Raw genomic sequence first — 25055 nt, 5'->3', positions numbered from 1 at the left:
ATGCCCTGGCCGCAATTGCGGCGGCCGGGACAGCAATCCTGACTCATCTGGATTGTCAGTTGAGCTTCTTGCCGATGTCGGCAATGCCCTTTGCGATCAGGTCGGCGGCCACCTGGCCGGTCGTCTGCTCGCGCAGGATCTGCTCGGCGGCGGCGACGGCGGCTTCGGCCGCGGCGTTGCGCACGTCGGCGACCGCCTGGGCTTCGGCCTGGGCGATCTTGGTTTCCGCCATCTTGGTGCGGCGTGCGACGAATTCCTCCGCCTTGGCCTGCGCTTCGGCTGCCATACGCTCGGCTTCCGCCTTGGCGCCGGCGATGATCGACTGCGCCTCGCCCTCGGCGGCCTCGCGCTTGCGGCGGTATTCGGCGACCAGTGCGAGCGCCTCGCTCTTCAGCTTTGCCGCTTCGTCGAGTTCGGCCTTGATGCGGTTGCCGCGGTCGTCGAGCGCCTTGGCGAGCATCTTGTGGACGCCGATATAGCCCAGCCCGCCGACGAAAACGACGAAGCCGATGGCAACCCAGGTTTCCGGTTCAAGCAGCATTGCGCGGCTTCCTAGCGTTTCAGGGCTTTGTCGACGGCGGCGGCGACCGCCTGATCCGACGGCGCAGTTCCGATCAGCTGCGCGACGATTGCCTTGGCGGTGTCGGTGGCGATGCCGCTGACATTGGCCATCGCGGCGGTCTTGTTCGTCTTGATGACCTCTTCGGCCTGCGCCAGCTTGCCGTTGAGCTGCTCTTCCAGAGCCTTGCGGCTCCGTTCGGCCTCCGCGGCGTGCTTGTCGCGGGTCTCGCTGGCGATGGCCTGAGCGCGGGCGCGGGCATCCGCCAGCGCCTTTTCATAGGCCGCGACCGCTTCGTCGGACTCGGTCTTGGCCTTCTGCGCAGCCACCAGATCGTCGGCGATGCGCTTGGCGCGCGCGTCGATGACGGAGCTGACGCGCGGCAGCGCGAGCTTCGACATCAGCACGTAGAGCAGGACAAACGTGATGACCAGCCAGAAAAGCTGCGACGCGAACGTGTGCGAATTGAAAGGAGGAAACGGCTCCTTGTGACCCGCAGGTTGTTCGGTATGGGCTGTTGTGGTGGCCATCGCGATGCCGCTTACGATCTCAGAGCGCGAACAGGAGGAGGAGCGCGATCAGCAGCGAGAAGATGCCGAGCGCTTCGGTGATCGCGAAGCCGAAAATCAGGTTGCCGAACTGGCCCTGAGCGGCCGACGGGTTGCGAATGGCGGCGGCAAGGTAGTTGCCGAAAATGATGCCGACGCCGACGCCGGCGCCGCCCATGCCGATGCAGGCGATGCCCGCGCCAATGTACTTCGCTGCGACTGGATCCATAACCGACTCCTTCTGGTTCTAGCTGTTTTCCGCCCGGCCTTCAGTGACCGGGGTGAATTGCGTCATTGAGGTAGATGCAGGTGAGGATGGCGAACACATAGGCCTGGAGGAACGCCACCAGGGTTTCGAGCGCCATCAGGATGACGATCATGCCGAACGGCAGCACCGCGCCGGCCCAGCCGACCGCGCCGAGCGCCGAGCCCATCAGCACGATGAAGCCTGCGAAAACCTTGAGCGTGATGTGGCCCGCCAGCATGTTAGCGAACAGACGCACGCTGTGCGAGATCGGCCGCGACAGGAACGAGAGAATCTCGATCGCCACGATCAGCGGCAGGATGTAGATCGGCACGCCCTTCGGCACGAACAGGTTGAAGAAGTGCAACCCGTGCCGGTACAGGCCGTAGAACAGCACCGTGAGGAAGACGGTGATCGCAAGCGCGGCGGTGATGATGATGTGGCTCGTCACCGTGAAGGCGTAAGGGACGAGGCCCATCATGTTCACGGTCAGCACGAAGGCGAAGATCGAGAACACGAACGGGAAGAAGCGCATGCCTTCCGATCCGGCGGTACTGCGGATCGTGGTGGCAACGAATTCGTAGAGCAGTTCGGCGGCGGACTGCATGCGGCCCGGCACCATGCTGCGGCTCGCGGTGGCGCCGACGAGGAAGAGGGTGATGGCGCCGACGGCGACCGCCATGTGCGCGGCCGAATTGGTGAAGGCGATGTCAGCCCCGCCGATCTTGGCGATGGGGAAATACTCGACGATCTGGAACTGATGAATCGGGTCGGCCATGATTTCCGTTCGACTTCGTTCTCGTTGCCTCAGACCAGCTTTCGCTAGTTCTCGTCAATTCTGTTCGGGCGGATGACCCCGGCCGCGCGCATCACATTCAACACCCCGGCTGCGAAGCCGAGCAGCAGAAACACGATCAACCCCCAGGGTGAGATTCCCAGCCAGCGGTCGAGCAGCCAGCCGATAATCCCCCCAACGATGACACCGGCCACCAGTTCGGATGACAGCCGGAAGCCCCTGGCGATCATCGACGGATCGGTCGACGATCGGGGCTGCGCGGCATCATGATCGTCAGGCCGGCTCGCTTCGGTGAGCCGGTCGCCGAGACGCCGGAGCCTCGCGGAGAGGGCGGCTTCGTCGTTCGATGAATTGCCGCGGGGATCGTTTTCGCGCGCGCCGTCAGCCATGCTTTCCAGCCGTGCCTTCGACTCGCACCGTTGCAAGGCCCCGCAAATCCGCCGCCCGCAAAACCGCGCGGACCATACTGAGGGGGTAGGGGTGAGTCAAGAAACCCCCGCCATTGCGTAACTAATTGAAATCCGGTGGAAATGGAGCCGCGTTAGGCGAAGGATTGAGGCCGTCCAAAGCGGTTCTTCCGGCGCTGCGGCGATGCTAGTTTTCGCGTGGAATCGCTGCGGATCGGGGAGGGTTTTATGACGCCAAAATGGCCCGCTCGCATGGCCTTTTGCCTCGCGCTCGGACTGGCGGCCGGTGCGGCCGACGTTGCCGCGCTGGCGCAGGATCAGACGCCGCGACAATCGGACGCCGCCCCGCCCACAGCCGACGTTCCGCCGGCAGCGGTGCCGGGCGCCGCGCCGCGCATCCTGACCGCCCCGCCGGCCGCGCAGGCGACCGCGCCGGAGACGCCGCGGCAGCCTTCGGTCGATCCCGTGGCCAATCAGACTGCGCGGTTCCAATTCATCAGGGTCGGCGACACGGTGCTCAAGCTCGATGGCGACACAGGCGCGGTCGCCGTCTGCCACGCCGGCGGCGCGGACTGGACCTGCCAGGCGCTGCCGGAGGGTCGTCTTGCGCTCGACAAGGAGATCGGCCGCCTCGGACAGCAAATCGACCGGCTGGATGGCGCGATCGATCCGGTCAAACGCGACGTCGCGGCGTTGCGGGACGAGATCACGACGCTCAAGTCGGGCCTGACGGCCTCGCAGGCCGCGCGGAGCGTGCTGAAGGACGAAGTCGGCGCGCTCAAGGCCGAGATCGATTCGCTCCGGTCCGAGATCGGGGCGGTGAAACTCGCGCTGCCTCCGCCACCGCCGCCGTCTCCACCGCCGTCCGAGCGCCCGTCGGTCGAACTGCGGATGCCGACCGCAGAAGACTATGAGCGCGCCTGCGCGCTCGCAGCCGGCGCCGTTTCGGACGCCTGGCGCAGGCTGGTCGAGATGATCGCGCAGGTTCAGTCGGACATGATGCGCAAAGGCTGATGGCCGGCCCGGTGTTCGCATGACGTCCCGCCTGTCGCCCATCTCGAGGTCGGTGCCGCAGGTCATGGTGTCCGCGGCGCTCACCGTCGAAACGGGCGGCCCGGGTTTCACCGACATCACCCGCGACGTGCGCGCCTTCCTGCGCGACGCCGGCGCGGCGGCGGGCATGCTGCTCGCTTATCTGCGGCACACCTCGGCGTCACTGGTCATTCAGGAAAACGCCGACCCGGACGTGCAGACCGATCTGATGACGGCGCTCGAGCGGCTGGCGCCGCGCAACGCCGGCTGGATCCACGGCAGCGAAGGCCCCGACGACATGCCCGCGCACGTCAAGTCGATGCTCAATGGCGTGTCGGTCGCCATCCCGGTCGAGGACGGCGCGCCGGTGCTCGGCACCTGGCAGGGCATATACCTTGTCGAGCATCGCACGGCGCCGCACCGCCGTGAGGTCGCGTTGCAGTTCATCGGCACGGCCAAATAGAGACCTCTTGCCGTCTTGTTCGGCGCGGTGCTGCTTGCTACGGAATCGATCATGTCGAACCTGTCATTCGTCGAGCGTTTGGCTGAAATCCTGCGTCATGTGCCGGCGCTGTTCGGCATCGGGCGCGACAGCGCGCCGATCGAATCCGTCGCCGGCCTTCAGGCGTTTGTTGCGTCGCGCTCGGCTTTCATGGCGCAGAAGACGCTCTACGGCTACGTCAAGACGCGCATGGGCACGCGCCATGTCGCCATGTTCGACGACCCGGCAATGATCGCGTCGCTGAATATCGCCAGGCACAATATCTTTGCGGCGTGTCTGTCGGACCTGACGATTTATGCTGTCGGCGTCAGCCTGCACGACGAGCCGGCGGGCAATGACGTGCGGATTGCGCTGGCGCGACGGATTTACGACGCGTCGATTGCGGGAATGAACGGCGCCCCGGCCGAGTTCAACGCAGCGGAGGCGGCGGCGGCTTTTGCGGAACGTGCTGCGGCGACGGAGTGGCGTGCCGCGGCGCGGCAGCCGGAGATTTTCGCCGCAAGCCCTGCAGCGCTCTATCGCTGGGCGCCGATCGCCGACCAGTTGAAGCGGCTCGACCGCGAGATCGTCGAGAATTCGGTGATCTTCGCCTGGCGCGATATCCGCGAGCAGTTCAACAAGCGTCTCGTGCCCGCGGCCATCGTCGCCGACTGGTCGGCGCAACGGGCGAACTGAACGCCGCGCGTCGCCGCCGCTACTTCAGATAGTGATAGATCAGCGCGGAGATCTCGCCTTCCAGCGGGAAGGACAGCATGCCCAGCACCGAATAACCGAGCAGCCAGGGCATCAGATAGAAGCGGATCATGAAGAAGAACCACGCCACGTAGAGCGGCACCAGCGGCTCGAGCAGGAAGCTCGGCGTGATCGGCTTGAACAGCCTGATCAGCGGGTTGGTCGCCTTGACGAACACCTTCATGAAGAAGAATTCGGAATTCTCCGGGAGGAAGATGTTCATCGCCACGCGGCCGATCAGCGTCCACATGATGACGCCGAGGGCGTAGTCGATGATCACGACCCAGATCGGAAGACTGGCAAGGGGAACGGTTGAGATCGAGGTGTCCATCGTAGCCTTCTATCATCCCGGTAAAACAAGGGGGCGGGAAATGACCCGCCCCCCGTATCGTGTCGGACCGTTGCCGGTCAGTGCGTCATGTCGAGGATCGTCTTGCCCGTCGGAATACGGGTGTCGTCGACCATCTTCTGCGTCGCGGCATCGGGCGCCGGCGTCAGCAGCGTGACGACGACCATCGCCACGAGGCTGATCGGCATGCCGATCATGCCGAAGCGCAGGCCATCGATGCCCCACCACGGCGCGCCACCGGTCTGCACATAGTACAGATAGGCGGAGCCGGCTACGAAGCCGCACAGCATGCCGGCGATCGCACCTTCGCGGTTCGCCCGTTTCCACCACACGCCGAGGACGAGTGGGAAGAACAGGCCGGAGCAGGCGAAGCAGAACGCCCACGCCACCGCGCCGAGGATGCCGGTGATGTGCAAGCTTGCGATGAACGCGGCCAGCACACCGATGACGACCAGCAGAACGCGAGCCACGATGAGGCGCAGCCTCACGTCGGCTTTGGGGTCGATCATCTTGTAGTACAGGTCGTGGCTCAGCGCGTTGGCGATCGCCAGGATCAGCCCGTCCGCCGTCGACATCGCGGCGGCAAGGCCGCCGGCGGCGACGAGGCCGGAGATGACATAAGGCAGGCCAGCGATTTCAGGAGTCGCCAGGACGACGATGTCCGGACGCATGAAGAACTCGTTGAGCTGCAGGATGCCATCCTTGTTGCTGTCGGAGATCGCGACCATGCCCACCGCGGACCAGTTCTTGATCCAGGCGAGGTTCGCCACTTCCGCGAACGGCTTGCCGATGATGGCCGTCGGGAGGTTCGGATCGAGCAACTGGAGCTTGCTGAGCGTGGCAAGGCACGGCGCCGAGAAGTACAGCAGGAAGATGAAGAACAGCGACCATGCCACCGACTTGCGCGCCGACCGGACGGACGGCGTGGTGAAGTAGCGCATCAGGATGTGCGGAAGCGACGCGGTGCCGGCCATCATGCAGAAGGCCAGCGTCGCGAACTTCCAGCTCTCCATCGGCGCTCCCGTGGCCATTTGTGGCACGGTGAGGATGGAGCGGCCCGCAAAGGCTTCCGTGGCCTTGGCGCCGAGCTTCACCACCGGCTCGAGTTCCTGAATACGCTGAACTGCTTCGCCATAGGAGAAGTGCGGGATGATGCCGAAGCCTTGACGGTTCGACATCCAGATGATCGGCACGAGATAGGCGATAATCAGCACGATGTACTGGGCCACCTGCGTCCACGTCACCGCTCGCATGCCGCCGAGCATCGAGCACATCAGGATCGCCGCAAGGCCGACCCACACGCCCGTCTCGTACTTGATTTGCAGCGCGCGCGCCGCGATCGTGCCGGAGGCGTCGATCTGCGCGGTCACGTAAGTGAAGGACGCGACCACGAGAATGACCACGGCGATGAAGCGCGCCGTGTTGCCGCCGTAACGGGTGCCGATGAAATCCGGCACGGTGTAGCAGCCGAACTTGCGCAGGTAGGGCGCCATCAGCGCGTTGACGAGCACATAGCCGCCGGTCCAGCCGACGATGAAACCCATGTAGCCGTAACCGCCGAAGTAGATGCCGCCCGCGAGCGCGACGAACGATGCGCCGGACATCCAGTCCGCCGCCGTCGCCATGCCGTTGTAGACGGCCGGCACTTCTCGACCCGCCACGTAGTAGGCGTCGAGTTGCATCGTGCGCGAGAGATAGCCGATCACCGCATAGATGACGATAGTGAAGGCGACGAACAGAATGCCGATCGTCGCCGGGCTCACGCCCATCTTGTCGAGGACGGCCATCAGCAGGATGAAGATGATGAAGCCACCGGTGTAGAGGCCGTAAACCTTTGGAAGGTTATCGACCAATCTGCCTTGCAGTCGAAACATGATCGATCCCCTTTGTTACTTGTCTTCGTGGTAGCCGAACTCGTCGTCGATTTTGTCCTGAAACCAGTTCTGGGCGAAAATCATGACGACGAAGGCGATGAGCGAGCCCTGCGCGATGAAGTAGAAGCCGAGCGGGAAGCCCATGAACGTGTAGGCGTTCAGCGCCTTGGTGTTCCACGGCAGCACGAAGGCAAAGATGGCCCACAGGATCAGAACGATGATCGTGAGTGTGCGTGTCTTTGACCAATGCTGGTCGATTTTTTGTCTGTCATCTGAAGCCATGTGTTGTCGTTCCTCCTGTTGTTGAGTCAGCCGGCTGACCCAAGTCGCCCCCGAACGCTTGCTTCGGATTTCGGCCGGCCGCGGCGCCGCGGCTCTGCCGGAATTGCCGCTTCTGCGCCGGATGGACTCCGGCGGGAGATGAAAAAAACGAATTCGGGAATGTTCGCTTCCCCCACCCCCAGGCCAGCGCCGGTCTGAGCCGGTCTTTTTTGGCCGATAGCAACTGCGCATGTACAAATAGGAGTTGGCTATCGATTGAAAGCTACCATCGCGAAAGGAAGCAGCCTTATTCGACTTTTGGCGAAGCTGCCGGAGGCTGTGGATTTCGCGGTGCAATAAGAGCGCGTGTTGCTGGGCGTTTTCTCTGCTGCGGCGCACCATCGAGAGCGCGCGCGGATTTGAAATTCCGGCGCCGCTCCTTCGGACTCGTGTTAATGGACATCAGAACAGGGTGGGGCCTGTCCGATGCCGGATGCAGAACGCGCAACTGAAATTTCGACCTACCGTCTGCTGATCGCGGACGACCATCCGCTTTTCCGCGGCGCGATGCGGGAGGCGGTCTCCGGTCTTCTGGAGAAGGTCGGCATCGCGGAGGCCGGCTCGTTCGACGAAGTGGCCGATCTCCTTGAGCGCGGCGGCGACGTCGACCTCGTGCTGCTCGATCTCACGATGCCGGGCGCGCGAGGCTTTTCCGGCCTGATGTATCTGCGGGCGCAATATCCCGGCGTTCCGGTGATGGTGGTGTCCGCCAACGACGAACCGGCCGCCATCCGCCGCTGCATGGAATTCGGCGCGTCGGGATTCATCCCGAAGACGCTCGGCGTCGAGGCGATGCGCGCGGCGATCTCGCGCGTGTTGAATGGCGGGGTGTGGACGCCGCCCGACGTCGATCTGCGTGGCGGCTCGGACGGCGAGACCGGCGAACTGATGTCGCGCATGGCGACGCTGACGCCGCAGCAGGTGCGCGTGCTGATGATGTTGTCGGAGGGCCTGCTCAACAAGCAGATCGCTTTCCAGCTCGGCGTGTCGGAAGCAACCGTGAAGGCCCACGTCTCGGCTATCCTGCAGAAGCTCGGCGTCGAGAGCCGCACCCAGGCGGTGATCGCCGCGGCCCGCATCGAAGCCGGCCATTGGCCGCAATCGGCACCGACCGAAGCCTGACCGAAAACCGGCCGAAGGCTATTCCGCCGCGGCGACGCGCAGTACGCGCCATTGCGCGAGCAGGGCGCGCAGCGCCGCCGGTTTGACCGGCTTGTGCAGAAGCTGAATGTTGGCCGCGCGAGCCTCGTCGCGCACATGCAGGCTGCGGTCGGCGGTAATCAGGATCGCCGGGAGCGCCGTGCCGAACCGCTGGCGCAGACTGCGGATCGCGTCGATGCCATTGCCCTCGTCGAGGTGGTAGTCGACCAGCAGGCCATTCGGCATCGTCGCGAATTGCTGAAGCATCGCGACGGCGGTTTGCAGGTCCGGCGCCTTGAGTACCTTGCAGTTCCAGCCGCGCAGCAGCGTCTCCATGCCGTCGAGGATCGACGGCTCGTTGTCGATGCAAAGCGCAACCGTGCCGGCAAGCTGACCGGGATCGTCGACGATCCGCGGCGCGATCTGCGGCGAGAACGGAATATCGCTGGCGCGCGGCAGTCCGATGGAAAAACGCGAGCCACGGCCTTCTTCCGAATCGACCTCGACCTTGTGGCCGAGCACGCGTGCGCAACGCTCGACGATCGACAGGCCGAGGCCGAGGCCGCGCGCGATCCGCGCGCCATGGTCGAGCCGGCGGAACTCGGCGAAGATCTCGCGCCGGTAGGCGACGGGAATTCCGACGCCGGTATCGTAGACGTCGATCCGAACCTGGTTGCCGCGGCGGCGGCAGCCGACCAGCACACGGCCGCTTGGCGTGTACTTCACGGCGATGGACACGAGGTTCTGCACGATGCGGCGGAGCATGCGCCGGTCGCTGCGTACCGTCAGCGAACTGCGCACGAACTTCAGGTCGATGTCCTTCGCGCGCGCCATCGGCGCGAAATCCACCTCGATCTGGCGGAACAGGTCGTCGAGCCGGAACTCGGACGGCTCCGGCCGCAGCACGCCGCTGTCGAGCCGCGAGATATCGAGCAGCGCGCCGAAGATTTCCTCGACCGCTTCGAGCGAGGCGTCGATGTTGGTGATCAGCTGTGCGTCGGGCGCGCTCTTGGCTGGCACGGTTCTGACCGGCGTGCTGTGCCGTTCGATCAGGCTCGTCACATAAAGCCGGGCGGCGTTCAGCGGTTGCAAAATATCGTGGCTGGCGGCGGCGAGAAATTTCGTCTTCGAGATATTGGCCTCGTCCGCCGTCGCCTTGGCATGCGCGAGCGCGGTGTTGAGGCGGGTCAGTTCCTCGGTGCGTTCCTGCACACGACGTTCGAGCGTTTCGTTGGCGCGTTCGAGCGCCTCGGCCGCCTCGACGCTTGGCGTGATGTCGGTGAAAGTCGTCGCGATGCCGCCGTCCGGCATGCGGTTGGCGCGCACCTCGACGACGAGGCCGCGCTCGGCGAAGCGCTCGAGGAACGGCGCATCGGCAGAAATATAGCGGGCGATCTGCGCGGCGACGGTCTCGCCGATCCGGTCCGGCGCGACATCGCCGCGCCGCGCGTTGAAGCGCAGGATTTCGTCGAGCCCGATGCCGCCACGGATCAGGTTCGGCGGCAAGTCGAGAATGTCGCCGAACTGCCGGTTCCAGCAGATCAGCTGCATATCCTTGTCGAACACCGCGATGCCCTGGCGGACGTGATCGAGCGCGGTTTGCAGGATTTCGCGGTTGTACTGAATGGCGGTGTTGGCGTCGTCCAGCAGCTTGAGCGCAGCCTGCGTCGACACCGTGCGTTTGCGCAGCAGGATCGACAGCACCAGCCGCGACGATGCGGCGCCGATCGCCGACGCCAGCAGATGTTCGGCATAGCGGATCAGGCGGAAGTCGGCGTCGTCGCCGGGTTCGAGGCTGATGCGGTTGGCGGAAGCGAAACTCGCGAACGAACTACGGGTTCGCTCCTCGCCGAGATAGCGCGCCACGGTGGCGGTCAGTTCTTCGACGGTAACCGACGATCGCCACAGCCTGAAGCTCGGCGCCATCGGCGCGAGGTCGGACGGCACGAACAGGTTGGCCTGAAGCCGCTCGATCGGCGAGGGCGCGCGCGCAAGCGAGAAGATGACATAGCAGGCGACGTTGGAGGCGAGGCTCCACATCACGCCGTGCACGAGCGGCGGCAGGTCGAGGCCGAACAGGTGTTGCGGCCGCAGCGCGTGAATGCCCCACGGCCCTTCGGTCAGCAGGAACTGACCGACGAAGCCGGCGTCGGCGAAACTCGGCAACAGCAACGTATAGGCCCAGATCAGGAAACCGGCCGACATGCCGGCGATGGCGCCGAGCGCGGTGGCGCGCCGCCAGACGAGGCCGCCGAAAAAGGCGGGCGCAAGCTGCGCAATCGCCGCAAAGGACAACAGGCCGATCGCGGCAAGCTGTGCGTCGCCCGCCGAGCGGTAATACATGTAGGCAAGCGCCAGGATACCGAAGATCGCGATACGCCGGACCGTCAGCAGCAGCGAACCGATGTTCTCTCGCCCGCTGATCAGCTTGGCCCGGCGCTGCAGCACGAACGGCATCACGATATCGTTCGAGATCATGATCGACAGCGCAACCGACTCCACGATCACCATCGCGGTGGCCGCCGACAAGCCGCCGACGAAGGCGATCAGCGTGAAGGTGCTCGATTCGCTGCGCAACGGCAGCGCCAGCACGAACATGTCGCTGTCGACCTCGCCCGGCGCGAAGGTGAGGAGTCCGGCGATGGCGATCGGAACCACGAACAGATTGATGAGGACGAGATAGGCCGGGAACACCCAGGTGGCGCGCTTGATCTCGCTCGGATTGTTGTTCTCCACCACGCCGACGTGGAATTGCCGCGGCAGCATGATGATGGCGAGGAACGACAGCAGCGTCATCGCGGCGATCGAGTCGAACCGCGGCGTGGTGCCGAGCACGATCGCGGTGTCGGTGCGCTCAAGCGCTGCCGTGAACAGTGCGACCGGGCCGCCGAACATCCAGAACGTGACAAAGATGCCGACCGCGAGAAAGGCGACGAGCTTGACGATGGACTCGGTCGCGACCGCGAGCATCAGGCCGTCCTGGTGTTCGGTGGCGTCGATATGGCGCGTGCCGAACAGCACGGCGAAGGCCGCCATCGACATCGCGACATAGAGCGCGATGTCGCCAAGCAGCGGACGCCCGATTTCGGCGGTCGGCTCGACCTGCGCGAGAATGGTTTCGAGCGACGCGGACACCGCCTTCAATTGCAGCGCGATATAGGGAATGGTGCCGATGATGGCGATCAGCGCCACCGTCGCCGCGACCGCCTGGCCCTTGCCGTAACGGGCGGCGATGAAGTCGGCGATCGAGGTGATGTTCTGTGCCTTGGCGAGCTGCACGATGCGCGCGATCAGTGGCGACAGCAGGCCGATCATGACGATCGGACCGACATAGATCGTCAGGAAGTCATAGCCGGTGCGCGAAGCCAGGCCGACCGAGCCGAAGAACGTCCACGACGTACAGTAGATCGCGAGCGAGAGCGGATAGATCAGAAGATGCGTGCGCCGTTCGCGGCTGAAGCTGCTGATCCGGTCGCCGTAGCTCGCGACCAGAAACAGCAGGCCGATATAGGCCAGCGCGACGGCGACCACGACCCAGCCTTGCAGCATGCTCCGCCTGCGGGGATTAGACCCCCGTTCCTCAAGGGTTTTTGCGGGGACAGGTCACCATAGATCGATGCCGAGGTCCATGATCTCGACCGGACGGCTGCGCTATTTTGATCCAGATCGGGATGCACGGCTTCGGCCGTACAATAATAGGCGACGGTTCAGGGCGCCGGCCGGGCGCGCCGCGGGGGCGGCAGCAATAATGCGGGACAAAGGCACCACACCGCTGATCGCGCTCGACGCGGTCGTGATCGATACCGAGACCACCGGCCTCGATCCCGCCCGCGCGCGGATTGTCGAGTTCGGCGCGGTCCGCATCAACATGGGCCGGCTCGATGACCGCAACGTCTTTCGAAGTCTGGTCGATCCGGGCGAGCCGATCCCGGAGGCCTCGACCCGCATTCACCGGATCGGCGACGCCGATGTCGCAGGCGCTTCGGATTTCGCGGCGCTGTGGCCGACGGTGGCCGCGATGTGCGCCGATACCGTGGTGATCGGACACACGGTCGGCTTCGATCTGGCGGTGCTGAAGCGCGAATGCCGGCGGGCCGGATTGCCGTGGCAGGCGCCGCGCACGCTCGACACTCGGCTGTTGTCGCAGGTGGTGGAGCCGCATCTCGGCGGACATTCGCTCGAACATCTTTGCGGGTGGCTCGGTCTGCCGGTCGAAGGGCGCCACTCCGCGGTCAGCGACGCGCTGATGACGGCGCGGATTTTCCTCGCGCTGCTGCCGAAGCTGCGCGAAGGCAACATCCGCACGCTCGCGGAGGCGGAGAAGTCGTGCCGTGCGCTGACCAGCACGATGGAGGAGCAGCATCGCGCCGGCTGGGAGGAGGCGGTGCGGCCGCCGTCGCGGCGCGAATCATCCGCCTATCTGCGGATCGATGCCTATCCGTATCGTCATCGTGTGCGCGATGTGATGCGTGCGCCACCGAAATTCGTCCTCGCATCGACGCCGCTCGGCGAGGTGCTGACGCGGATGACGCAAGACAAGATTTCGTCGCTGCTGGTCACCGCCGCACCGGCCAGTCCGATGCGTCCGGCGGAAACCGGCATCGTCACCGAGCGGGACGTCCTGCGCGCGCTGGCCGAGAAGGGGCCGCTTGCCCTTGCCCGGCCGGTCTCCGAGTTTGCCAGCAGACCGCTGGCCACGCTGCCGGAAGCGGCCTTTCTCTACCGTGCGCTCGGCCGCATGAGCCGGCTCGGCCTGCGCCATCTCGGCGTCGAGAACGAGAACGGCGAGGTCAGCGGCATCATTACCTCGCGCGATCTTCTGCGGCTGCGCGCGCAGGAAGCCACCATCCTCGGCGACGCCATCGACGAGGCCGGCGATGTTCCGGCGCTCGGCGCCGCCTGGGCGCGGCTGCCGCTCGCGGCCCGCGGGCTCGTCGCGGAAGAGGTTCCCGGCATCGACGTGGCTGCGGTGATCTCGCGCGAGCTTGGCGCGGTGACGCGCCGAGCCGGAATTCTGGCCGAGCAACAGATGGCGGCGGGCGGGCTGGGGCCGCCGCCGTGCGCCTACGCGCTCTGCGTGCTGGGTTCGGGTGGGCGCGGCGAGAGCCTGCTGGCGATGGATCAGGATAACGCGCTCGTCTTTGCCGAAGGCGAGCCGGATGGCGCGGAGGACCGCTGGTTCGCGCAATTCGGGACGATCGTTGCCGATATTCTCGATGAGGTCGGCGTGCCTTATTGTGCCGGCGGCGTGATGGCGAAGAATCCGCCGTGGCGGGGATCGCTGGCCACCTGGAAGCGGCGGGTTGCGGACTGGGTGACGCGCTCGAAGCCGGCCGATCTGCTGTCGGTCGACATCTTCTTCGATCTCGCCGCGGTGCATGGCGACGCGCGCCTCGCCGTCGAAATCTGGCGCGACGGGTTCGAGTTTGCGCGCGACAACGCCGCCTTCGCCAAGCTGCTGGCCGAAGCAAGCGGGGGCGTTACGGAGTCCATCACGATGTTCGGCGGCATTCGCACGGATCACGGCCGGATCGACCTGAAGAAAGCCGGACTGTTCGGGATCGTCACCGCGGCGCGCGTGCTGGCGATTCGCCATCATATTCTCGAGCGCGCGACGCCGGCGCGACTGACGGCCATCGCGGCGCTCGGCCGCGGCGAAACCAACCTCACGGAAATGATGCGAGCGCAGGCGGTTTTTCTCGACCTGATCCTGCGTCAGCAGATCGCTGATATCGATATCGGCCTCCCGCCCAGCAATAAGGTCTCGGTAAGAGACCTTTCGTCCCATGACAGGAGCCGGCTGAAAGAGGCGCTGTCATCCGTCCGCCATCTCGACCAGTTGACGCAGGATCTTCTGTTCTAGCGGCGCGGTGCCTTTCGTCCGGCGCAACGCCCCCATGATTTGACGCAGCTGGCGCGCGTCGGCATTGATCGCCTTCATGTCCGGACCGCCGCGACTCCGCCGATGACGCCGACAATCGACACGGCTTTCGTCCGCATCGCCGAAACGCTGGCCATCGCCGCGGCCGGCGGGCTTGCGCTCGGGCTGTCGGGGTTCCCGGCGGGCTGGATTTCCGGCTCGATCCTGTCGGTCGCGATCGCCGCGCTCGCGGGGCGGCCGATGTATGTGCCGATGTGGATGGCGCGGGTGATCTTCGTGCTGATCGGCGTGTCGCTCGGCGCGCTGGTGACGCCGGAAACGCTGCACGGCATCGCGACCTATCCGGCGAGCGTCCTGGTGCTCGTGGTCGCGACCGCGATCATCAGTTACGCCGGCGGCTATTATCTCCAGGTCGTGCACGGCTGGGACGCGGTGTCGGCGTCGCTCGGCGCGGCGCCCGGCGGCATGTCGCAGGTGGTCGCGGTGGCGACGGAGATGCACGCCGACCTGCGCCGCATCGTCATCGTGCAGACGCTGCGCGTGGTGATCGTCGCCGTCGGGCTGCCGGCATTGCTGCTGATCTTCGGGCTTTCGGGGCCGGTGACGCGCGGACTTGGCGGCGCGTTCGATCCCTCGCAGGCCGGCGAGCTTGCGATCCTGATCGCGGCCTCAACCGTGGCCGCCATCGTCGCTTATCTCATCCGCTTTCCCGGCGGCTTGCTGTTCGGCGCGATGCTCACCTCGGCGGTGCTGCACGGCGGCGGCTGGTTTCACGCCGTGGTGCCGTGGTGGGTCGCCAATGCGGTGATGATCGCGCTTGGCGGCGTGGTCGGCGCGCGTTTCGCCAACACGCCGTTCCGCATGCTGTGGCAGTTCGTTGGCGCGGCGTTCGGCTCGTTCGCGGTGTCGCTGGTTTTCATGGCGATCTTCGCAGGCGCGCTGGTGGCGGTGGTGTCGAACCTGCACGTCGCCGATGTGTTGATCGCTTTTGCGCCGGGTTCGGTGGACGCCATGATGGTGCTGGCGCTCGCGCTGCATATCGACCCGGTCTATGTCGGCGCGCACCATCTCACGCGCATCCTGTTCGTTTCGCTGACCATGCCGCTCATCGCAAAGCATGCGGCGGCCCGGGCGAAGCGCAGGGAAGGCGTCGAAGACCGGAAGGACTAAGCGTGTTTACTCGGCGGCGAGCGCGCGCTCGCGGCGCGGCAGCTGGAGCCGCTCCCACACATCCGAGAGCGCCTCGGCGAGCCGGTCGATCAGCGCGTCGTCGTGATAAGGCGACGGCGTGATGCGCAGGCGTTCCTTGCCGCGCGGCACGGTGGGATAATTGATCGGCTGGATATAGATGCCGTGATCGGCGAGCAGCATGTCGCTCGCGGTCTTGCACTTCTCGGGATCGCCGACGAACAGCGGCACGATGTGCGTGTCGCTCGCCATCACCGGCAGGCCGGCGGCGGTGAGCACCGCCTTGACGCGCCCGGCGCGGTCCTGATGGCGCTCGCGCTCCCAAGACGAGGTCTTGAGATGGCGGATCGCGGCGGTCGCCGCCGCGCAGATGCTCGGCGGCAGCGCGGTGGTGAAGATAAAGCCCGGGGCATAGGAGCGCACCGCGTCCACCATGTCACGGCTGCCGGCGATGTAGCCGCCGAGGCAGCCGAACGCCTTGGCGAGCGTGCCTTCGAGCACGTCGATGCGCGCCATTGCGCCGTCGCGCTCGGCGACGCCGCCGCCGCGCGGGCCGTACATGCCGACCGCGTGGACTTCGTCGCAATAGGTCATCGCGCCGTATTTCTCGGCAAGGTCGCAGATCGCGTGGAGCGGCGCGATGTCGCCGTCCATCGAATAGAGGCTTTCGAACACGATGAGCTTCGGACGCGCCGGATCGGCAGCCTTCAGCAGGCGCTCGAGACCCGCGACATCGTTGTGGCCCCAGATCTGCCTTTCGCAGCCCGACTGGCGCACGCCTTCGATCATCGAATTGTGGTTGAGCGAGTCGGACAGGATCAGACAGTTCGGCAGCAGCCGCGCGATGGTCGCGATGCCGGTCTGGTTCGAAATGTAGCCAGAGGTGAAGACGAGGGCGGCTTCCTTGCCGTGCAGGTCGGCGAGTTCGGTCTCAAGCTCGACCAGCGGATGATTGGTGCCGGCGATGTTGCGGGTGCCGCCGGCGCCGGTCCCCATGCGCGAGGCGGCTTCCACCATCGCACCGACCACCTTCGGATGCTGACCCATGCCGAGATAGTCGTTGGAGCACCAGATCACGACGTCGCGGCGGCCGGCCGGCGAGTGCCAGAAAGCGTGCGGAAAACGGCCGGCGATGCGCTCGAGATCGGCAAAGACTCGGTAGCGCCGTTCGCTTCTCAGCTGATCCAGCGACCGAGCGAAAAAGTCGTTGTAATTCATGATTTTCGTACTTCCGCGACGCCCGTGGGCTCTTTTTAGAAGGGTTCCATCTGGCTTGTCGAGGCAAGATTCGTCGCAATGCGAAAAAAGACGTTGAGCGGGATCAAATAAGTCGCGGTTGACGTTGGAAAATTTCAGCCCGGACTGCATGCCGGCTTGCATCGGCATGGCCGGCTTGCAAAAAAGTGTCGACAGGAAAGCGACTTACATGAACGACCGTCCCACCGGCTTCCAGCACGGCCTGACCAACTACGGCGACCGCGACTTCTCGCTGTATTTGCGGCGCTCGTTCGCCCAGTCGATGGGGTACTCGAAAGAGATGCTGGCGAAGCCGGTGATCGGCATCGCCTATACGCCGTCCGGCTTCAACAACTGTCACCGCCATTTCCCGGAACTGCTCGATGCGGTGAAGCGCGGCGTGCTGGCGGCCGGCGCGCTGCCGGTCGAGTTTCCGACGGTGTCGCTCGGCGAGGTGTTCCTCAACCCGACCAGCCTCAAGTTCCGCAACCTGATGTCGATGGACACCGAGGAGATGATTCGCGCCCAGCCGATGGACGCGGTGGTGCTGATGGGCGGTTGCGACAAGACGGTGCCGGCGCAGCTGATGGGCGCGGTGTCCGCCAACAAGCCGGCGGTGATGCTGATCGCCGGGCCGATGATGACCGGCCGCCATCGCGGCGAACGGCTCGGCGCCTGCACCGACTGCCGCCGGTTCTGGGCGCAGTATCGCGCCGGCAATATCGACTCGCAGGAAATCGCGATGGTCGAAGGCCGGCTCGCGACCACCGCCGGCACCTGCGCGGTGATGGGCACCGCCTCGACGATGGCCTGCATCGCCGAGGCGCTCGGCATGATCCTGCCGGGCACGGCGGCGATCCCGGCCGTTCACGCCGACCGGCTGCGTGCGGCGGAAGCAACCGGCGCGGCCGCGGTGCGGCTGATCGGCTCGAAGCTGACGCCGCAGGCGATCGTGAATGAAAAGTCGGTCGAGAACGCGCTGCGCGTGCTGCTCGCGATCGGAGGTTCGACCAACGCGATCATCCACCTGACCGCCATCGCCGGCCGCGCCGGCGTCAAGATCTCGCTCGAGCGACTCAATGAACTGTCCGACACCACGCCGGTGCTGGTGAATCTCAAGCCGGTCGGCAACGGCTACATGGAAGACTTCTATGCCGGCGGCGGCATGGGTGCGCTGCTGCGCGAGCTGAAAGACCTCATGCATCTCGACTGCATGACGGTGACCGGCGAGACATTGGGCGAGCGGCTTGCGGGCGAGACTGTCGACTGGGTCGACCGCAATATCATCGCCGAGCGCGCCAAGCCGCTCGAGCCGGAAGGCGGTCTCGTCGCGCTGTTCGGCAATCTTGCGCCGCAGGGCGCGATCCTCAAACGGTCGGCGGCGGATTCGAAACTGTTTGAGATGGAAGGCAAGGCGGTGGTGTTCTCCTCGCTGGAGGATCTTGCGGCGCGGATCGACGATCCTGCGCTCGAGGTCGAGGCGAACGACATTCTGGTGCTGCAGAATTCCGGTCCGCATTCGGTGTCTGCGATGCCGGAGTCCGGCTATCTGCCGATCCCGAAGAAGCTCGCGTCGAAGGGCGTCAAGGACATGATCCGCGTGTCCGACGCCCGCATGAGCGGCACCGCGTTCGGTACCATCGTGCTGCATGTGACGCCGGACGCCGCGTCCGGCGGGCCGCTCGGCCTGGTGCGCAACGGCGACCGCATCCGCCTCTCGGTCAAGAGCCGCCGCATCGAATTGCTGGTCGACGAGATGGAGTTGCAGAAGCGCGCCACCGCGATGCCGCCCGCGCCGGCGAAGCCGACGCGCGGCTATGCGAAGCTCTACGCCCAGGAAATCCTCGGCGCCGACGAAGGCTGCGACTTCGCCTTCCTGCGCGGCAAGGGATGATATTGGGATGATATCGGGCTGATCGGCCGGCGGATTCCGGCGGTTTTCGGAGCCGGCTGCCCGCTGCCTACCGCGGCGTACACGCGGCTGTGACTCGACGCTGTCCCGCGCCCCAATAAGATTTCCCTCAACCCGCGCCACGCCGCCGGCGGCCGTCGTGCCGGCGCGACAGAGACGAGCGCGGGACATCGTGGCGACTTGTCTGACAACCAGAACAATCTACCCAAGGGGGAGACACACCATGCATCGCGTATCGCGCGCCGTGACGCTCGCCGTCGGCGTCCTGGCCTTAGTCTTTGCAATCCCGCACGCCGCTCACGCGCAGTCCGGTCCCGGCTGGGTCGTGCTGTTCGACGGCAAATCGATCGACAACTGGAACAAGGTCGGCGAAACGAACTGGCGCGTCGAGGACGGCGCCATCGTCGCCGACAAGCGCACGGGCAAGACGCCGGCCTATCTGTTGACGAAAGAGAAGTACAAGGACTTCCAGGTCTACGTCGAATTCTGGTCGAGCGACGATGCCAACAGCGGCATCTACATGCGCTGCCAGGACGCGGAGAAGGTCACCGACCGCACCTGCTACGAAGCCAATATCTTCGACAAGCGCAAGGATCCGACCTACGGCACCGGTGCCATCGTCCATTATGTCGAGGTCGATCCGATGCCGAAGGCCGGCGGCAAGTGGAACACCTACGAGATCACCGTGAAGGGGCGGCATATCGTCGTGACGCTGAACGGCGCCAAGACCGCCGAGCTGCGCAACGGCCTGTTCGCCGAAGGCTTCCTCGGGCTTCAGCACGGCGAGGGCGTCATCAAATTCCGGAAAGTGGCGATCAAGCCGCTCTAAGGGGAGACGTCTTCAGGAGAGCGGGAAGAGGCGCGGGGCGGTTCGCCGCCTCGCGGGGCAGCCGGATTGGGGTGGCGGAATGGTGCTGCCGGAGTGGATTGAACACTCGACCTCCTCATTACCAATGAGGTGCTCTACCACTGAGCTACGGCAGCATCTGGCGGGCGCAAAAAGCCCCAGTCGGTGCGGCAGCGAATATCCGATCATCGCCGTCCTGTCGAGCCACGATCTCGCGTCCCGGCGGGCTTTGCCGGGCGGGCGCAGGACATTATGAAGAGAGCATGAGCGGCGGCAGCGGCAGCGGAAAAACCGAGGCGGAACGGCGCAAGGAACGGCTCGCGCGGGCGCTGCGGGAAAATCTCAAGCGCCGCAAGGAGCAGGCCCGCGGCCGCAAGCCGGCCAAGTCGCCCGATGCCGCCGAAAAGGCGCGGAACGGCAGCCGTTAAGGCCACGGCAGCCATCCCCGCGCGCGGCCTTATTCCCGACATGGACGTGGCCGCCTTTCGGGGCCATATCAATGCCCGGTGGCCGGCTGCGGCCTGTCACCGAGCGGCACAGCGACCACAAGCGGGGGCGAGATGGACCGGATTCGAATCGTCGGCGGACAGCGGCTGAACGGCGTCATCCCGATCTCGGGCGCCAAGAACGCCACCCTGCCGCTGATGATCGCCAGCCTGCTGACGGCGGACACGCTGGTCCTGGAAAACGTGCCCCGGCTGGCCGACGTTCGCCTGCTCCAGCACATCCTCGGTAACCACGGCGTCGACGTGATGATCGCCGGCAAGCGGCCGGGCGAGCCGGACAATGCCGGGCAGACCTTGCACATCTCGGCCAAAACTATCGTCGACACCACCGCGCCCTATGATCTCGTGTCGCGGATGCGGGCGAGCTTCTGGGTCATCGCGCCGCTGGTCGCGCGCATGGGCGAGGCGCGGGTGTCGATGCCCGGCGGCTGCGCCATCGGCACGCGGCCGGTCGACCTGCTCATCATGGCGCTCGAGGCGCTCGGCGCCGAGATCGAGATCGACGGCGGCTATGTTGTCGCCCGCGCCCGCAAGGGCTTGCGCGGCGGCGAGGTCAAATTCCCCAAGGTCACGGTCAGCGGCACCCATGTCGCGGTGATGGCGGCGGCGCTGGCGAACGGCACCACGGTGATCGACAACGCGGCCTGCGAGCCGGAGATCGGCGACGTCGCCGACTGCCTCAACAAGATGGGCGCGAAGATTTCCGGCGCCGGCACGCCGCGCATCGTCATCGAAGGCGTCGCGAAATTGAACGGTGCGCGCCACGCGGTGCTGCCGGACCGCATCGAGACCGGCACCTATGCGATGGCGGTGGCGATGACCGGTGGCGATGTGCTGCTGCAGAATACCCGACCCGAACTGCTGCAGGCCGGGCTCGACGTGCTGGTGAAGGCCGGCGTCGGCATCGTGCCGACCAACGAGGGCATCCGCGTGTCGCGCAACGGCTCGGCGCTGCAGCCGGTCGAGGTGACGACGGAGCCGTTCCCCGGCTTCCCGACCGACCTGCAGGCACAACTGATGGCGCTGATGACGCGCGCCAAGGGCACCTCGCACATCACCGAAACGATTTTCGAAAACCGCTTCATGCATGTGCAGGAACTGGCGCGGCTCGGCGCGCGCATTCATCTCGACGGCGAGCGGGCAACCATCGAAGGCGTCGAGAAGCTGAAAGGCGCGCCGGTGATGGCGACCGACTTGCGCGCCTCGGTGTCGCTGGTGATCGCGGCGCTCGCGGCGGAGGGCGAAACGATGGTCAATCGCGTCTATCATCTCGACCGCGGCTTCGAGCGGCTCGAGGCCAAGCTCGGCGCCTGCGGCGCGGTGATCGAGCGCATCAGCGGCTGACGTTTTCTTTCAACGAAAAAATTATCGGGGAGTGACGACGTGGCGATCAAGGTTCTCAGCGCCGGCGCGGTGGAGATCATGCTCGAGCAGATCGGGCCGGAATTCGAAACGGCGAGCGGCGAGAAGCTCGCGATGGAATTCGCCACCGTCGGCACGATGCGCAAGCGCATCGAGAGCGGCGAAGAGGCCGATCTGGTGACGATCTCGGAATCCGCCATTCGCGCGCTCGACGCGCCGGGCTTTTTCGTGCCCGGCAGCATCGTCAATCTCGGCCAGTCGGTGACCGGCATCGCCATCAAGGCCGGCGCGCCGAAACCCGATGTGTCGACGGTCGATGCCTTCCACAAGACGCTGCTCGCCGCGCGGCGTGTCGCCTATGTCGATCCCAAAGGTGGCGGTTCGTCCGGCATCTATCTCGACGGCTATTTCCGGAAAGTCGGCATCGCCGACACGATCAACAAGAACGCCGCATTGCAAAGGCAGGGTCACGGCGTCGCCACGGCGATCGCGTCGGGCGAAGCCGACATCGGCATGACCTTCATCAGCGAATTGCTGGCGGTGCCGGGCCTGACGATCCTCGGTCCGCTGCCTCCCGGCATCGGCAACGCCAATATGTATACGGCGGCCATCCCGGCCGCGAGCCGGCAGCAGGCCAAGGCGGCGGCTTTCGTGAAGGCGCTGACCGATCCGGTCTCGCGAAGCCGATGGACCGCGGCGGGGCTGGAACCCGCCTTCTAGGTCTTGGCGCGTCCGCACCTTGCGCATTAAGATGGGCTTCCTAAATGGTGGCCATCGGCAGGTGACCGCGCAATGGACAGGCTCAAATTCGCAGCGCTCGACAAGGACGACCTTGAAGTCGTCTCAGCGCATTTGCAGGACGCGGTGGTCAATCCCGCCGAAGTGCTGTGGCGGCCGCAGGAACACCGGGTTGTCATCGGTCTCGACCGGTTCGACTGGGAGGCCGCGGCCTGCAGCGAGAAGCCGGCGTTCAAGCGCCGCCGTGCCGCGCTGCGGTTCGACCGGGTGCGGTCCTGCCAGGCCAAGGATGTCGATCTCGCCGGCGGCGTTCCTTTGAGTCTGCTGGCGGTCGAGTTCGAGGAAACCGACGCCCCCTCCGGCACCGTGACGCTGGTGTTTTCGGGCAAGGCGACGTTCCGTCTCGATGTCGAGTGTCTCGAGGTCGAGCTGGCCGATATCGGCCCCGAGCGGGATGCCGGCTGCTGCCCCGATCACAAGGTTGCCGATAAAATCGACGGTTAACCCCCGTCTTTCCGTCATTCTTAAGCGGGGTTGACGGACTTCCCGGCTTCACCCATTGAGCATGCCACCGGGCGTGATCTGTCCGGATAGGAACGAGCATGCCGATTCGCCTCGATGCCAGCGCCGCCGGTTTTGCCGACCGTTTCAGCGCGTTTCTCGCCGCCAAGCGGGAGGCGTCGCCGGACGTCGAGCAGGCGGTGCGCGCCATCATCGCCGACGTTGTCGCGCGTGGCGACGAGGCACTGATCGACCTCACCAAGAAATTCGACCGCGTCGATCTCGGCAAGACCGGCCTGCGCGTCGGCGCTGCAGAACTCGACGCCGCGACGGCGGCCTGCGACGAGCCGGCGCTCGACGCGCTGAAGCTCGCGCGCGACCGCATCGAGGCCTATCACCGCCGCCAGTTGCCGAAGGACCACCGCTTCACCGACGCGCTCGGCGTCGAACTCGGCTCACGCTGGACCGCCATCGAGGCGGCCGGGCTTTACGTGCCGGGGGGAACCGCCGCCTATCCGTCGTCGGTTCTGATGAATGCCGTGCCGGCCAAGGTTGCCGGCGTGCCGCGCCTCGTCATGGTGGTGCCGTCGCCGGACGGCAAGCTCAACCCGCTGGTGCTCGCGGCGGCGAAACTCGCCGGCGTCGACGAAATCTATCGCATCGGCGGCGCGCAGGCGGTGGCCGCGCTCGCCTATGGCACCGACACCATCAAGCGGGTGTCGAAGATCGTCGGTCCCGGCAACGCCTATGTGGCCGCTGCCAAGCGGCTGGTGTTTGGCACCGTCGGCATCGACATGATCGCAGGTCCCTCCGAGGTGCTGGTGATCGCCGACAGGACCGGCAATGCCGACTGGATCGCCGCCGATCTGCTGGCGCAGGCCGAGCATGACGAAAGCGCGCAGGCGATCCTCATCACCGACAGCGACGAGCTGGCCGGGCTGGTCGAAAAATCCGTCGAGTCGCAGCTGAAGACGTTGCCGCGGGCGAAGATCGCCGGCGCGTCGTGGCGCGACTTCGGCGCCGTCATCAAGGTGGCAAAGCTCGCCGACGCCGTGCCGCTTGCCGACGCGATTGCCGCCGAGCATCTCGAAATCATCGCCGCCGACGGCGACGCGCTGGCGGAGAAAATCCGCAATGCGGGCGCGATTTTCCTCGGGGGCCATACGCCGGAAGCGATCGGCGATTACGTCGCCGGGTCCAACCATGTGCTGCCGACGGCGCGCTCGGCGCGGTTCTCGTCCGGCCTCGGCGTGCTCGACTTCATGAAGCGCACGTCGATGCTCAAATGCGGGCCGGAACAGCTGCGCGCGCTCGGTCCCGCGGCGATCGCGCTCGGGCAGGCGGAAGGGCTCGACGCCCATGCGCGCTCGGTCGCGATCCGTCTCAACTTGAAGTGAGCGATCCGATGAGCCCGGCGAAAAAGGATCAACCCGCCGGCAAGCTTCGACTCGTCGGCGTCAACCTCGACGAAAATTCCATCGGCCGGTCCAACCCGGATGTCGAGCACGAACGCGCAGTCGCGATCTACGATCTTCTGGAGCAGAACACTTTCGCGCCGGCCGGCCATGACGACGGCCCATTCGTGCTCAATCTCAGCATCGACGGCAGCCGGCTCGTCTTCGACATTCGCCGCGAGGACGGCTCGGCGGTGATCGCGCATCTGTTGTCGCTCACGCCGCTGCGGCGTGTGGTCAAGGACTACTACATGATCTGCGACAGCTACTATCAGGCGATCCGCACCGCCACGCCCGACAAGATCGAGGCGATCGACATGGGCCGGCGCGGCATTCACAACGAAGGCTCGGACATTCTCACGGAGCGTCTCGCCGGCAAGGTCGAGATCGACACCGACACCGCGCGCCGGCTGTTCACGCTGATCTGCGTGCTGCACTGGAAGGGCTGACACGGGCATGGCGGCGGAGCGAACCGCGCGGCCGCAGGCGGTGCTGTTCGCCTGCAACTACAATGCGGCGCGTTCGCCAATGGCCGCCGGCCTTGCTCGCCAGTTGCTCGGCAAGTCGGTCTATGTCGCCTCCGCCGGCGTGCAGAAGGCCGGGCAGGCCGATCCTTTCGCGGTGGCGGCGATGGAGGAACTCGGCATCGACATTTCGCGGCACCGTCCGCTGACCTTCGAGGAGTTCGAGGATCTCGAGGGTCTCAATGTCGACCTGATCGTGACGCTGACGCCGGCGGCGCATCACAAGGCGCTGGACCTGACCCGGACCGCCGCGGTCGATGTCGAATACTGGCCGATGCCGGACCCGACCGCCTCGGAGGGCAGCCGGGAACAGCGGCTTGCCGTGTACCGCGACGTCCGCGACCAGATCATGGCGCGGATCCGCGCGCGGTTCGGGCGGGACGGCCCGGCCAACGAATAAAG

General features: G+C 65.7%; 25 protein-coding genes and 1 tRNA gene. 15 read left to right on the top strand and 11 right to left on the bottom strand.

Annotation, left to right across the window (positions count from 1 at the left end; all coding sequences use genetic code 11):
* Nucleotides 1-55 precede the first annotated feature (55 nt).
* The 5 genes from AB7F10_RS09685 to AB7F10_RS09665 are packed head-to-tail and all read right to left on the bottom strand — an operon-like array spanning nt 56 to nt 2536.
* Complete coding sequence (locus tag AB7F10_RS09685) at nt 56-541, bottom strand: ATP F0F1 synthase subunit B (RefSeq protein ID WP_428560171.1); 486 nt, start codon at nt 539-541, stop codon at nt 56-58.
* An 11-nt stretch (nt 542-552) separates the two neighbouring features.
* Nucleotides 553-1089 carry a F0F1 ATP synthase subunit B gene (locus tag AB7F10_RS09680; protein WP_428560169.1) on the bottom strand — a complete coding sequence of 179 codons (537 nt, stop codon included), beginning with the start codon at nt 1087-1089 and terminating at the stop codon, nt 553-555.
* Between the two features lie 19 nt (nt 1090-1108).
* Nucleotides 1109-1336: a F0F1 ATP synthase subunit C gene (locus tag AB7F10_RS09675; protein WP_428560166.1), complete on the bottom strand. Its 228-nt coding sequence runs from the start codon at nt 1334-1336 to the stop codon at nt 1109-1111.
* A gap of 40 nt (nt 1337-1376) precedes the next feature.
* Nucleotides 1377-2129, bottom strand: coding sequence for a F0F1 ATP synthase subunit A (locus AB7F10_RS09670; protein ID WP_428560164.1), 753 nt, complete (start codon nt 2127-2129; stop codon nt 1377-1379).
* A gap of 44 nt (nt 2130-2173) precedes the next feature.
* A complete protein-coding gene (locus tag AB7F10_RS09665; protein WP_428560162.1) occupies nt 2174-2536 on the bottom strand; it encodes an AtpZ/AtpI family protein in 363 nt (120 codons plus the stop codon).
* Between the two features lie 246 nt (nt 2537-2782).
* On the opposite strand from AB7F10_RS09665, the gene AB7F10_RS09660 reads away from it, so the two are divergent.
* Genes AB7F10_RS09660 through AB7F10_RS09650 form a run of 3 tightly spaced genes read left to right on the top strand, consistent with a single transcriptional unit; the run spans nt 2783 to nt 4763 of the window.
* Nucleotides 2783-3568 carry a hypothetical protein gene (locus AB7F10_RS09660; protein WP_428560160.1) on the top strand — a complete coding sequence of 262 codons (786 nt, stop codon included), beginning with the start codon at nt 2783-2785 and terminating at the stop codon, nt 3566-3568.
* 19 nt (nt 3569-3587) lie between these two features.
* Nucleotides 3588-4049: a secondary thiamine-phosphate synthase enzyme YjbQ gene (locus AB7F10_RS09655; protein ID WP_428560158.1), complete on the top strand. Its 462-nt coding sequence runs from the start codon at nt 3588-3590 to the stop codon at nt 4047-4049.
* Nucleotides 4050-4100: 51 nt separating this feature from the next.
* Nucleotides 4101-4763 carry a hypothetical protein gene (locus AB7F10_RS09650; RefSeq protein WP_428560156.1) on the top strand — a complete coding sequence of 221 codons (663 nt, stop codon included), beginning with the start codon at nt 4101-4103 and terminating at the stop codon, nt 4761-4763.
* A 19-nt stretch (nt 4764-4782) separates the two neighbouring features.
* On the opposite strand, the gene AB7F10_RS09645 is transcribed toward AB7F10_RS09650, so the two are convergent.
* From AB7F10_RS09645 to AB7F10_RS09635, 3 genes are all read right to left on the bottom strand, one after another.
* On the bottom strand, nt 4783-5151 hold the full coding sequence (locus tag AB7F10_RS09645) for a hypothetical protein (protein WP_428560154.1): 369 nt from the start codon (nt 5149-5151) through the stop codon (nt 4783-4785).
* Between the two features lie 77 nt (nt 5152-5228).
* Nucleotides 5229-7043, bottom strand: coding sequence for a sodium:solute symporter family protein (locus AB7F10_RS09640; protein WP_428560151.1), 1815 nt, complete (start codon nt 7041-7043; stop codon nt 5229-5231).
* 15 nt (nt 7044-7058) lie between these two features.
* A complete protein-coding gene (locus tag AB7F10_RS09635; RefSeq protein ID WP_428560148.1) occupies nt 7059-7325 on the bottom strand; it encodes a DUF4212 domain-containing protein in 267 nt (88 codons plus the stop codon).
* Between the two features lie 465 nt (nt 7326-7790).
* On the opposite strand from AB7F10_RS09635, the gene AB7F10_RS09630 reads away from it, so the two are divergent.
* Nucleotides 7791-8486 (top strand): response regulator transcription factor, encoded by a 696-nt coding sequence (locus AB7F10_RS09630; protein ID WP_428560146.1) that lies wholly within the window; start codon nt 7791-7793, stop codon nt 8484-8486.
* A gap of 18 nt (nt 8487-8504) precedes the next feature.
* Here AB7F10_RS09630 and AB7F10_RS09625 read toward each other — a convergent pair whose 3' ends face one another.
* The gene (locus AB7F10_RS09625; RefSeq protein ID WP_428560143.1) at nt 8505-12053 is read right to left on the bottom strand and encodes a hybrid sensor histidine kinase/response regulator; all 3549 of its coding nucleotides are present in this window, start codon (nt 12051-12053) and stop codon (nt 8505-8507) included.
* Nucleotides 12054-12252: 199 nt separating this feature from the next.
* Between AB7F10_RS09625 and AB7F10_RS09620 the strand changes: the two genes are divergently transcribed.
* Nucleotides 12253-14367: a DUF294 nucleotidyltransferase-like domain-containing protein gene (locus tag AB7F10_RS09620; protein ID WP_428560141.1), complete on the top strand. Its 2115-nt coding sequence runs from the start codon at nt 12253-12255 to the stop codon at nt 14365-14367.
* A 102-nt stretch (nt 14368-14469) separates the two neighbouring features.
* Nucleotides 14470-15555: an AbrB family transcriptional regulator gene (locus AB7F10_RS09615; RefSeq protein ID WP_428560139.1), complete on the top strand. Its 1086-nt coding sequence runs from the start codon at nt 14470-14472 to the stop codon at nt 15553-15555.
* Between the two features lie 6 nt (nt 15556-15561).
* Here the strand turns inward: AB7F10_RS09615 and hemA are convergent, their stop codons facing one another.
* Nucleotides 15562-16791 carry a 5-aminolevulinate synthase gene (gene hemA, locus AB7F10_RS09610; RefSeq protein ID WP_428560137.1) on the bottom strand — a complete coding sequence of 410 codons (1230 nt, stop codon included), beginning with the start codon at nt 16789-16791 and terminating at the stop codon, nt 15562-15564.
* A gap of 208 nt (nt 16792-16999) precedes the next feature.
* Between hemA and AB7F10_RS09605 the strand changes: the two genes are divergently transcribed.
* Both AB7F10_RS09605 and AB7F10_RS09600 read left to right on the top strand, forming a co-directional pair.
* Entirely contained in the window at nt 17000-18703 is a 1704-nt protein-coding gene (locus AB7F10_RS09605) for a dihydroxy-acid dehydratase (RefSeq protein ID WP_428560135.1), read from the top strand.
* Nucleotides 18704-18944: 241 nt separating this feature from the next.
* Nucleotides 18945-19550: a 3-keto-disaccharide hydrolase gene (locus tag AB7F10_RS09600; protein ID WP_428560133.1), complete on the top strand. Its 606-nt coding sequence runs from the start codon at nt 18945-18947 to the stop codon at nt 19548-19550.
* Between the two features lie 80 nt (nt 19551-19630).
* On the opposite strand, the gene AB7F10_RS09595 is transcribed toward AB7F10_RS09600, so the two are convergent.
* Nucleotides 19631-19705 (bottom strand) — tRNA-Thr (locus AB7F10_RS09595).
* 126 nt (nt 19706-19831) lie between these two features.
* Between AB7F10_RS09595 and AB7F10_RS09590 the strand changes: the two genes are divergently transcribed.
* The 7 genes from AB7F10_RS09590 to AB7F10_RS09560 all read left to right on the top strand — a co-directional run bounded on the left by AB7F10_RS09590 (nt 19832) and on the right by AB7F10_RS09560 (nt 25053).
* A complete protein-coding gene (locus AB7F10_RS09590; protein ID WP_428560131.1) occupies nt 19832-19996 on the top strand; it encodes a hypothetical protein in 165 nt (54 codons plus the stop codon).
* Nucleotides 19997-20128: 132 nt separating this feature from the next.
* A complete protein-coding gene (gene murA / locus AB7F10_RS09585; protein ID WP_428560128.1) occupies nt 20129-21418 on the top strand; it encodes a UDP-N-acetylglucosamine 1-carboxyvinyltransferase in 1290 nt (429 codons plus the stop codon).
* Between the two features lie 39 nt (nt 21419-21457).
* Nucleotides 21458-22156, top strand: a complete 699-nt coding sequence (locus tag AB7F10_RS09580) for a molybdate ABC transporter substrate-binding protein (protein ID WP_428560125.1) — start codon at nt 21458-21460, stop codon at nt 22154-22156.
* Nucleotides 22157-22228: 72 nt separating this feature from the next.
* Nucleotides 22229-22678, top strand: a complete 450-nt coding sequence (locus AB7F10_RS09575) for a DUF2948 family protein (RefSeq protein ID WP_428560123.1) — start codon at nt 22229-22231, stop codon at nt 22676-22678.
* A 98-nt stretch (nt 22679-22776) separates the two neighbouring features.
* Nucleotides 22777-24072, top strand: coding sequence for a histidinol dehydrogenase (gene hisD / locus AB7F10_RS09570; RefSeq protein WP_428560120.1), 1296 nt, complete (start codon nt 22777-22779; stop codon nt 24070-24072).
* Between the two features lie 8 nt (nt 24073-24080).
* Nucleotides 24081-24578 carry a UPF0262 family protein gene (locus tag AB7F10_RS09565; RefSeq protein WP_428560118.1) on the top strand — a complete coding sequence of 166 codons (498 nt, stop codon included), beginning with the start codon at nt 24081-24083 and terminating at the stop codon, nt 24576-24578.
* A 7-nt stretch (nt 24579-24585) separates the two neighbouring features.
* Entirely contained in the window at nt 24586-25053 is a 468-nt protein-coding gene (locus AB7F10_RS09560; protein WP_428560117.1) for a low molecular weight phosphatase family protein, read from the top strand.
* The last annotated feature ends 2 nt before the right edge of the window (nt 25054-25055 follow it).

The organism is Pseudolabrys sp. (genome assembly GCF_050250095.1).
Classification (GTDB): Bacteria; Pseudomonadota; Alphaproteobacteria; order Rhizobiales; family Xanthobacteraceae; genus Pseudolabrys.
Note: the sequence above shows the minus strand (reverse complement) of the source record. Positions and strands in the feature narration are given on the sequence as shown.

Coding starts and splice junctions, on each gene's coding strand:
- hemA (WP_428560137.1), bottom strand. CDS start 16,791: ATGAATTACAACGACTTTTTCGCTCGGTCGCTGGATCAGCTGAGAAGC.
- AB7F10_RS09565 (WP_428560118.1), top strand. CDS start 24,081: ATGAGCCCGGCGAAAAAGGATCAACCCGCCGGCAAGCTTCGACTCGTC.
- AB7F10_RS09630 (WP_428560146.1), top strand. CDS start 7,791: ATGCCGGATGCAGAACGCGCAACTGAAATTTCGACCTACCGTCTGCTG.
- hisD (WP_428560120.1), top strand. CDS start 22,777: ATGCCGATTCGCCTCGATGCCAGCGCCGCCGGTTTTGCCGACCGTTTC.
- AB7F10_RS09560 (WP_428560117.1), top strand. CDS start 24,586: ATGGCGGCGGAGCGAACCGCGCGGCCGCAGGCGGTGCTGTTCGCCTGC.
- AB7F10_RS09655 (WP_428560158.1), top strand. CDS start 3,588: ATGACGTCCCGCCTGTCGCCCATCTCGAGGTCGGTGCCGCAGGTCATG.
- AB7F10_RS09615 (WP_428560139.1), top strand. CDS start 14,470: ATGACGCCGACAATCGACACGGCTTTCGTCCGCATCGCCGAAACGCTG.
- AB7F10_RS09670 (WP_428560164.1), bottom strand. CDS start 2,129: ATGGCCGACCCGATTCATCAGTTCCAGATCGTCGAGTATTTCCCCATC.
- AB7F10_RS09575 (WP_428560123.1), top strand. CDS start 22,229: ATGGACAGGCTCAAATTCGCAGCGCTCGACAAGGACGACCTTGAAGTC.
- AB7F10_RS09665 (WP_428560162.1), bottom strand. CDS start 2,536: ATGGCTGACGGCGCGCGCGAAAACGATCCCCGCGGCAATTCATCGAAC.
- AB7F10_RS09675 (WP_428560166.1), bottom strand. CDS start 1,336: ATGGATCCAGTCGCAGCGAAGTACATTGGCGCGGGCATCGCCTGCATC.
- AB7F10_RS09680 (WP_428560169.1), bottom strand. CDS start 1,089: ATGGCCACCACAACAGCCCATACCGAACAACCTGCGGGTCACAAGGAG.
- AB7F10_RS09635 (WP_428560148.1), bottom strand. CDS start 7,325: ATGGCTTCAGATGACAGACAAAAAATCGACCAGCATTGGTCAAAGACA.
- AB7F10_RS09660 (WP_428560160.1), top strand. CDS start 2,783: ATGACGCCAAAATGGCCCGCTCGCATGGCCTTTTGCCTCGCGCTCGGA.
- AB7F10_RS09625 (WP_428560143.1), bottom strand. CDS start 12,053: ATGCTGCAAGGCTGGGTCGTGGTCGCCGTCGCGCTGGCCTATATCGGC.
- AB7F10_RS09645 (WP_428560154.1), bottom strand. CDS start 5,151: ATGGACACCTCGATCTCAACCGTTCCCCTTGCCAGTCTTCCGATCTGG.
- AB7F10_RS09600 (WP_428560133.1), top strand. CDS start 18,945: ATGCATCGCGTATCGCGCGCCGTGACGCTCGCCGTCGGCGTCCTGGCC.
- AB7F10_RS09590 (WP_428560131.1), top strand. CDS start 19,832: ATGAGCGGCGGCAGCGGCAGCGGAAAAACCGAGGCGGAACGGCGCAAG.
- AB7F10_RS09640 (WP_428560151.1), bottom strand. CDS start 7,043: ATGTTTCGACTGCAAGGCAGATTGGTCGATAACCTTCCAAAGGTTTAC.
- murA (WP_428560128.1), top strand. CDS start 20,129: ATGGACCGGATTCGAATCGTCGGCGGACAGCGGCTGAACGGCGTCATC.
- AB7F10_RS09620 (WP_428560141.1), top strand. CDS start 12,253: ATGCGGGACAAAGGCACCACACCGCTGATCGCGCTCGACGCGGTCGTG.
- AB7F10_RS09605 (WP_428560135.1), top strand. CDS start 17,000: ATGAACGACCGTCCCACCGGCTTCCAGCACGGCCTGACCAACTACGGC.
- AB7F10_RS09685 (WP_428560171.1), bottom strand. CDS start 541: ATGCTGCTTGAACCGGAAACCTGGGTTGCCATCGGCTTCGTCGTTTTC.
- AB7F10_RS09650 (WP_428560156.1), top strand. CDS start 4,101: ATGTCGAACCTGTCATTCGTCGAGCGTTTGGCTGAAATCCTGCGTCAT.